Origin of the sequence: Microcoleus sp. w1-18aA5 (genome assembly GCF_036701705.1) — a bacterium.
Taxonomy (GTDB): Bacteria; Cyanobacteriota; Cyanobacteriia; order Cyanobacteriales; family Microcoleaceae; genus Microcoleus.
In genome coordinates, this window is sequence record NZ_JAUPTE010000031.1 from 61,704 (window position 1) to 68,418 (window position 6,715).

6 protein-coding genes are annotated in these 6,715 nt (G+C 44.2%); all 6 read right to left on the minus strand.

Features of this window, described 5'->3' with window-relative positions; all coding sequences use genetic code 11:
• Positions 1 to 37: 37 nt before the first annotated feature.
• Positions 38 to 1,180, minus strand: a complete 1,143-nt coding sequence (locus Q5691_RS13710) for a hypothetical protein (RefSeq protein WP_333345230.1) — start codon at positions 1,178 to 1,180, stop codon at positions 38 to 40.
• A 684-nt stretch (positions 1,181 to 1,864) separates the two neighbouring features.
• Entirely contained in the window at positions 1,865 to 2,053 is a 189-nt protein-coding gene (locus Q5691_RS13715) for a hypothetical protein (RefSeq protein ID WP_333308955.1), read from the minus strand.
• A gap of 498 nt (positions 2,054 to 2,551) precedes the next feature.
• A complete protein-coding gene (locus Q5691_RS13720) occupies positions 2,552 to 2,878 on the minus strand; it encodes a TonB-dependent receptor (RefSeq protein ID WP_333345232.1) in 327 nt (108 codons plus the stop codon).
• Positions 2,879 to 3,488: 610 nt separating this feature from the next.
• Positions 3,489 to 3,764, minus strand: coding sequence for a hypothetical protein (locus tag Q5691_RS13725; RefSeq protein ID WP_333212835.1), 276 nt, complete (start codon positions 3,762 to 3,764; stop codon positions 3,489 to 3,491).
• Positions 3,765 to 4,168: 404 nt separating this feature from the next.
• Complete coding sequence (locus Q5691_RS13730; RefSeq protein ID WP_333212837.1) at positions 4,169 to 4,633, minus strand: HetP family heterocyst commitment protein; 465 nt, start codon at positions 4,631 to 4,633, stop codon at positions 4,169 to 4,171.
• Positions 4,634 to 4,693: 60 nt separating this feature from the next.
• A complete protein-coding gene (locus Q5691_RS13735) occupies positions 4,694 to 6,502 on the minus strand; it encodes an HlyD family efflux transporter periplasmic adaptor subunit (protein WP_333308959.1) in 1,809 nt (602 codons plus the stop codon).
• Between the last annotated feature and the right edge of the window lie 213 nt (positions 6,503 to 6,715).

Consider the following 6,715-nt stretch of genomic DNA (forward strand, 5'->3'; position numbering starts at 1 on the left):
TCCTGCGGGGTAGTTGGGGTTAACGGTTAACGGTTAGCTACAAGATGTCATTTGGCAAACTAATAAAATCAGCATTGCTCAAAGTTGTTGCACCCGCTGCGTTAACTGTTCCCAAAACAACAGCTAAAATTCGATCGCCATTATTGGAACTAAACTTGAGCAGAGTGGCGTCTATCGTACCGTCACCATCAGTATCAAACGCGACGAGTGTCAAGTCTGTTACCGAAAGTCCCCCTATTAGCCCAATTCGATCGCCTTGAGCGGGATTGAAATCAACGACTCGATCGGCTAAAAATGGATTAGCTGCTGCACTCGCTGTTTCGGGTTGAAATGCAAAGGTATCAGCGCCGCTACCTCCAATCAATGTATCGGTGCCGAAGTCGCCACAAAGAAAATCGTCGCCGTTGCCACCAATCAGCAAATCTTGACCTTTCCCTCCCCGCAAAGTGTCGTTTCCATCGCCTCCATCGATCGCATCATCACCTCTGTTAGCTTGGACAATATCGTCGCCACTTCCTGCGAAAATTTGATCACTCCCGCTACCGCAAGTAATGACATCTCTATCGCTGGTGCCCCGCCAATATCCGTCGCCGTTACTGTCGTAGGTGACAGTTAATACCGCAGGATTATTGTCTGGGGCGGTAATTTCAGGAGGCGGTGTTGTCTCAGCATTGCTGTTGGCATTGTTACCGGGAAGTGCGATCGAATTATTGCTGTTACTGTTATTTGTGGGATCAGAAATTGTCGTACTCTCGTCGCCAGTACCCGTACCGTCTAGAGAGAAATTGGAAGGACTTGAATTGCTAGAAGTGCCGCCAGTTAGCGGGGTGAGCATTGCACCGTCATTATTTGACAGTATGGGTGTGGGCGTAGGTGCTGGCGCTGTGGCGTTAGTAGTTGGGGGCGCCACTGTGGAAGCACTCGCTGTCGCGCTGCCACTGCTAGATGTAGCCCCCACAGCGTAAGCAGTCTCACTACTTGTACTACTTCCCGTCGGGGAAGTTGCTCTCGCGCTGCTGGTACTGCCTGCACCGCTGCTATCTACAAAGGAACTAGACTTGTTGGAACTGCTGCTGCCACCACCAGGGTTATTCGCCAACGAATACAAGGTGTTTAAACTATTGCTGTTTCCAACAATATTATTTAAGGGATCAGGAGCTAATAAATCTAATGGAGGCATCGCGATTTATCTCCTTTGACCTATCAACACGAAAAGCACTTGCACGATCGCCGACACTCCGCATTTCAATGAATGCAAATGTATAATTTTAAAAAGTGTGAAGCAATTGCTCTTGACTTCACACTAAAGACCGAAATGTTTTTCATAAATGAACCTTGGTCTATTCCGAAAGTAGGACGGGACAACACTGTTACCAACACCAATCTGGGCGATCGGTACTGATTGCCAATGGCATTTGATTTAGCCATCACCATCACTCTCAAAAGGCTTGTATAAATTTAAACTGCACCTTCCTTGCACTCGCCCGTACTGAAAAAATATTAGGGCGGACTGCTAAAGATGAGCAAAAACCGTGTTTTATTTCGATTTGCCTAAATATATCTGGACTAATTAGAGGTATGTTGCCAATTTGGCAGATTTGTTTGAAATTATCAGACTTACGCCTGTTTTCAATTTTTATACTCTTTGTATCCGGGCGCGCGCTTGCTGGTGTTGAGAACCGATGACACACCGCTGCTCCCGTTCCTGAATTGTGATTAACAGAGCGGGGTTTGGCAACAGTTTGATGACTGTGGTTGAGCGGATGGGAGGGGACTTGGAACGGCGGTTGGAGGGGCTTGCATCAGCCTGGAAGGCGACGGATTTGGCCGATTTGAATATGATCGCGATCAAAGGGATGCGGACTCATGGCAGGTGCAGGGCGATCGCCCTGGTATTGACACCGACGTAGTTTTGCAGATATTGATCCCAGTCATCTGGTAATGAAACATAAGGAGCAAGATAAATATCGGGTTCTTCTTCATTCACACTTTGAATGCGGAGTTGACTGAGTTCAAAACTATCGGCAGAAAAATTACTCAAGAAGAGAGACATCCGTGTATCTGTACTAACTTTTGCTGGATGTAAGCAGCAAAAGCAGGAATTACCTCTTCTTCATAACCAGGCAGGCAAATAAGTCCTGTGTAATCTGCTATACTATTTCCTGCCATGCAGATTTCAGTTTCAAAGCCCCCTCCATCCTGGTGGGCTAATAAAGTTTTTAGAGGGAAAAAAGCAACATAGGATGAATCTTTTTTGGTATCTGGTTTTGCAGCTAATAGGAACCACGGCTCATGAACCCTCTGCAACCATCCAGATAACCAAATCCAGGATAAGAAGAAGTGAGCCTGATGATCTGCGGCGTATACAGAATCTCAATTTTCTCTGATTTTCTTAAATGTTTCAAAATTATCAATTTTCTCACTCTGCATATAATTTTTTCCTCACCAATTATACTCCCATATTTGTCGGTTAAGACTAAATATTCCTAATCCTCCTGAGAGGATTTCTGAAACCCAGTATTATCGATCATCTTCCTATCGGGTGAGACTATTAACGCCCAAAAAATGAAATAGAAGTACTGCGAATTGTAGATGAAGCACTTTGGTTTCCAGTCCTTGCATAGGCTCTGGCTGTTGAATTGGCTCTACTATACTCAAGACTACCCAAGTCTTTAACCGTTGTGTTGGTTACAGCATTTGTATAAGTTTCATTACCAATAGCTAGTCCACCTGCAACAGCTATCGCATATCCAGGCTCGGCTGTTGTTGTGGCGAATGTATCAGCGTAAACATTGCTACCACCTTGTACAACTGTGCTTTCGCTTTCGTTAATGGGTTCTAAATAACTTAAGTCAGAGATGATTAAGCAATATTTCATGGCAGGATCACGAGAAGTTTTTAGCAGACTCAATTCATTTTAAATTGAAGATATACTAGAGCAACTAGATGTTGATGAAGTGCTGCTAAAACTCGATGAAGAAGAACTACTATAACTCGATTTGGCGTAACCACTGGAGCTATTAGCAGATGAAACCTTTACAGAAATGCTTTGACTAATTTCACCTCGATCATCGCCAGATGCTTCGATTACGCTTTTCGCCTCAGCAATAACTTTACCATCGGGTGAGACTATGCGTTTGACAACAAGTTTAGAGTCAGCCATGGGTTGAACACCGATTTTTATTGATTATAAAAAAATTGGATAAATCCTAAATCTGTAAGTCGTAAATGGTAATCACTTACGGCTCTATTTGAAAATAGATCTCGTCAGTTGATTACTTGTTTAAAAGCAAATTAATCAACTACGTAAATTACCTAAGTAAGGCGGTCAGAATCAACCCAACTCTGTAATAAAACCTCAAGTCTATGTATTAAGTTATTAGTAGGGCTTGAGCAATGAAGCCCTACTAGAAACCACATAGTTAGAATTGTTCCTGCCCACCTACTTATTCCAATTGCCAAGTGACTTGATGAATTGGAGTTATATGCTAGCTAGCTGCAGAAAATCCAGTGGAAGCAGAATACTCACCTTCTACAACAGTAGTAAAGATTTGGGTCGAGGTGTTTTTCCCAAAAGCTTCAGATTGAGCTGTCGCTAGATTGTTCTTGATGTCAACAAATTGCGTGTAAATCTTGTCAACGTCAAAACGTTCCTTAACATCGAGTTCGGCTTTGACACGGGAGTTGAGGCGGCCGAAAAAGATACCACCAACTACATCAGAAGTTTCAGCAGTTTCCAAGTAGTTCAGATCGGAAATAATCATGGCTTTTCTCCTTTTTCCTTGTGAGTTTTTTGCTAGAAGCAACCTTTGGTTGTTCTGTATTTAATATAGCTAGGCTAATCAGACCTGTGTTGCCATTTTGGCAGATTAATTTTGACAGGTACTGAAAACGTAAAAGGTAGGCTACTCAATCAACTTGAGTAGGACGGGCATTGCCGAAATAGAGGAATAACTGTATTAGACTCGATCGCAAAGCAGGATAAATTCACAATAGCTAAAATCGGGTTTCTGAGTATAAAGTAATTAATTTGGCTAAGGTTGCCATTTTGGCAGATTTATCGAAAGCGCGGATGTTAGATACTCAAAAACCCGATCGCCCGCGGTGAGTCAACCAAAAAATTGGTACACCCAACGCCCGCAATCGGGTTGTCGGTCAATCGACTAAATTACTTACCCGCCCAATTAAACCAGCGCGTCTTACATCCAGCCCAAAATCCTTGATTGTGAACATCAACCCCCGGCGCCGAGATATGTGAACCTGCGCCTGCGACTTCAGCTACAAAACCTGCGGTATCTGAGTGCAACTCGCTACCCATCGGAATTGCATCACCCCCTCGAACTCCGGCTCGTTTTTCCCTCACCACTTCCACATAATCTAAATCCGCAATTTTCCCCAATGCAGGCTTAGTTTCGGATTTACTCGACTTGCTGATTTGACTGTTTTCCTTAAGCAAGCGGTTGGAAGTACGGTAAGGGATATAGTCCAGAGGATTGTAACCCGTGCACCGCAAAAGTAAAAAACAAGCCCAAGAATACTTTCCTGCCAGGATGGCTGAAATTATCTCATCCAATTGTTCTGGTTTGATTCCAATTTGAGAATGATTGGCAGAATGGTGAAATTGGGAATTCATTGTTTTATCCTGTTTTGTGTATAGAGAGTGACAAAGGACAACAACCACTTAACTAACGTTCTACAAACTCATGCCGCCCTTTTGTAGCTGCTTGAGAGGGTCAAGCAAAATGTCGGCTATGCTGCGCTGGCGAATGACAATTTTCGCAGTAGCTGTTTGGCCAGCTTTGAGTTTCCAGGTTTGGTTTTTGGCTTTCACTGAGTCTCGATCGATACTCACTTCCACCCGGTAAAAAACACCCAATCGCTCGTCTGTTTTGGCATCGGGCGAAATAGATAAAACTTTTCCCGGAATCACGCCGTAATTTTGATAAGGAAAAGCATCGAATTTGACTTGCACCGGCATTCCGGTTTTGACAAATCCCGCTTCTCGGTTCGGCAAACTGACTTCCAGCACTAGCGGAGCGTGATTCGGAGTCATTTCTGCAATAGTTTGACCCGGTTGAACTACTTCGCCGGTGTTGTGAATGTTGAGTGCGGAAATCACTCCGCTGACGGGTGCGTAGAGAAATCTTTGTTTGAGCTTATTTTTTGCTTGATCGAGCAGGGTTTGGGTTTCGGCAATTTTGGATTTGACTTGATTTAATTGCATTTCCAACTGCTGAATTTTTTGCTCTTTTTCTAACTGCATTTGGCGCGCTGCGGCTTGTTTGCTGGCGGCTTCGGCTTGCAGTCGATCGACTTCTGCCAGTTGTTGGGCTAATTCACCTTGAGATCTAGAAATGGCGCTAGTTCGATCGCGCAAATTTTGCTCGACTTCAAACAACCTTTCCTTAACCCCAGTTGCATCAGACAGTTGACTCCTAATGGCAGCACTTTGCCTGTCGCGAACGGTTTGCTCGACTTCAAAGGCGCGATCGTCAGCCTGAGTTGTCTCCCCCAACTGGCTTCTAATCACCGCATTTTCGCTTTCTCGCAGAGCTTCCTCAGCTTGAAACAATACGTCTTTTGACAGAGCTCCTTCATCTACCAAAGGTTTGAGACGCGCGATCCGCTCTTTGTGAGCGGCTACTTTTGCTTGCAATTGACCCAGCAATTCTTGAGTCTTTCGTTGCAATGGTTTCACCTGATCGCGCCGCCCTTGCTGGGAGTTAATATCTGTTTTCAGTTGCGAGAGCAAGTCTTGCACATTCTTTTCCAGAGGTTTGAGCTGTTGCTTACGCGCTTGCTGAGACACTAAATCTGCTTGCAATTGCTCGATTTGAGACTGCGTGGTGGCCGCTGAAGCGCGAGCACGGGCGATCGCAGCTTCAGCCCCCCGCTGGTCTGCAGCAGCAATAGCTTGGCTCGCTTCAACTTCCAGTTTAGTTCTCTCGATCGAACTCATCTCTTGCACCAATTGAATCCGATAAGAGTCCAGAATTTTATCAAGACGCTCCACCTCGCTCTGAGCATTCGACGGGTCTAATTCGGCCAATAATTGTCCAGCTTTGATTTTTTGACCTTCTTTGATAGCGAGGTTAATAATTTTTCCCGTCTCCGTAGGGTGAATTTTGTAAACAGCGCCTTTGGGAACTAATTTGCCCTGAGCATGACCAACCTCGTCAATTTTTCCCAAAGTTGCCCACGTTCCAAAAGCTACGGAAAAAACCATTCCTCCTAATATCAACCGCTGCGGAAAAGATACTGGTGGCTGGTCGAGTACCGAGTGCAAAGAAGTAGACCAATTATTGGCATCAGGCTGCCGTAACTGTAATTTTGCAATATTGATACCGTCATGAGTTTGAGAAGAGCGATTTTGAGATTCGACAACTTCTAAAGATCGGTCTTTTTTTCTGGTTTCGTTTTCTTGCCTAGAAGCTACGCCCCCATAGACTTCACCTATTTCGTTAGGAGCGTGACCTAATTCTTTGGCATCTTCTGAAAACATTTTATTTCCTCCAAATTAGTCTGTTGACTGTTGGCAGTTGGCAGTTGTTAGGAGCTATAAGTCAGGAGTCAGAAATTAGTAGTCAGGAGTCAGGAGTCAGGAGTCAGTAAAAATGATATTTAGTCTTGTATTGGTTGCTAATGACTAATGACTAATGACTAATGACTAATGACTAATGACTAATGACTAATGACTAATGACTAATGACTAATG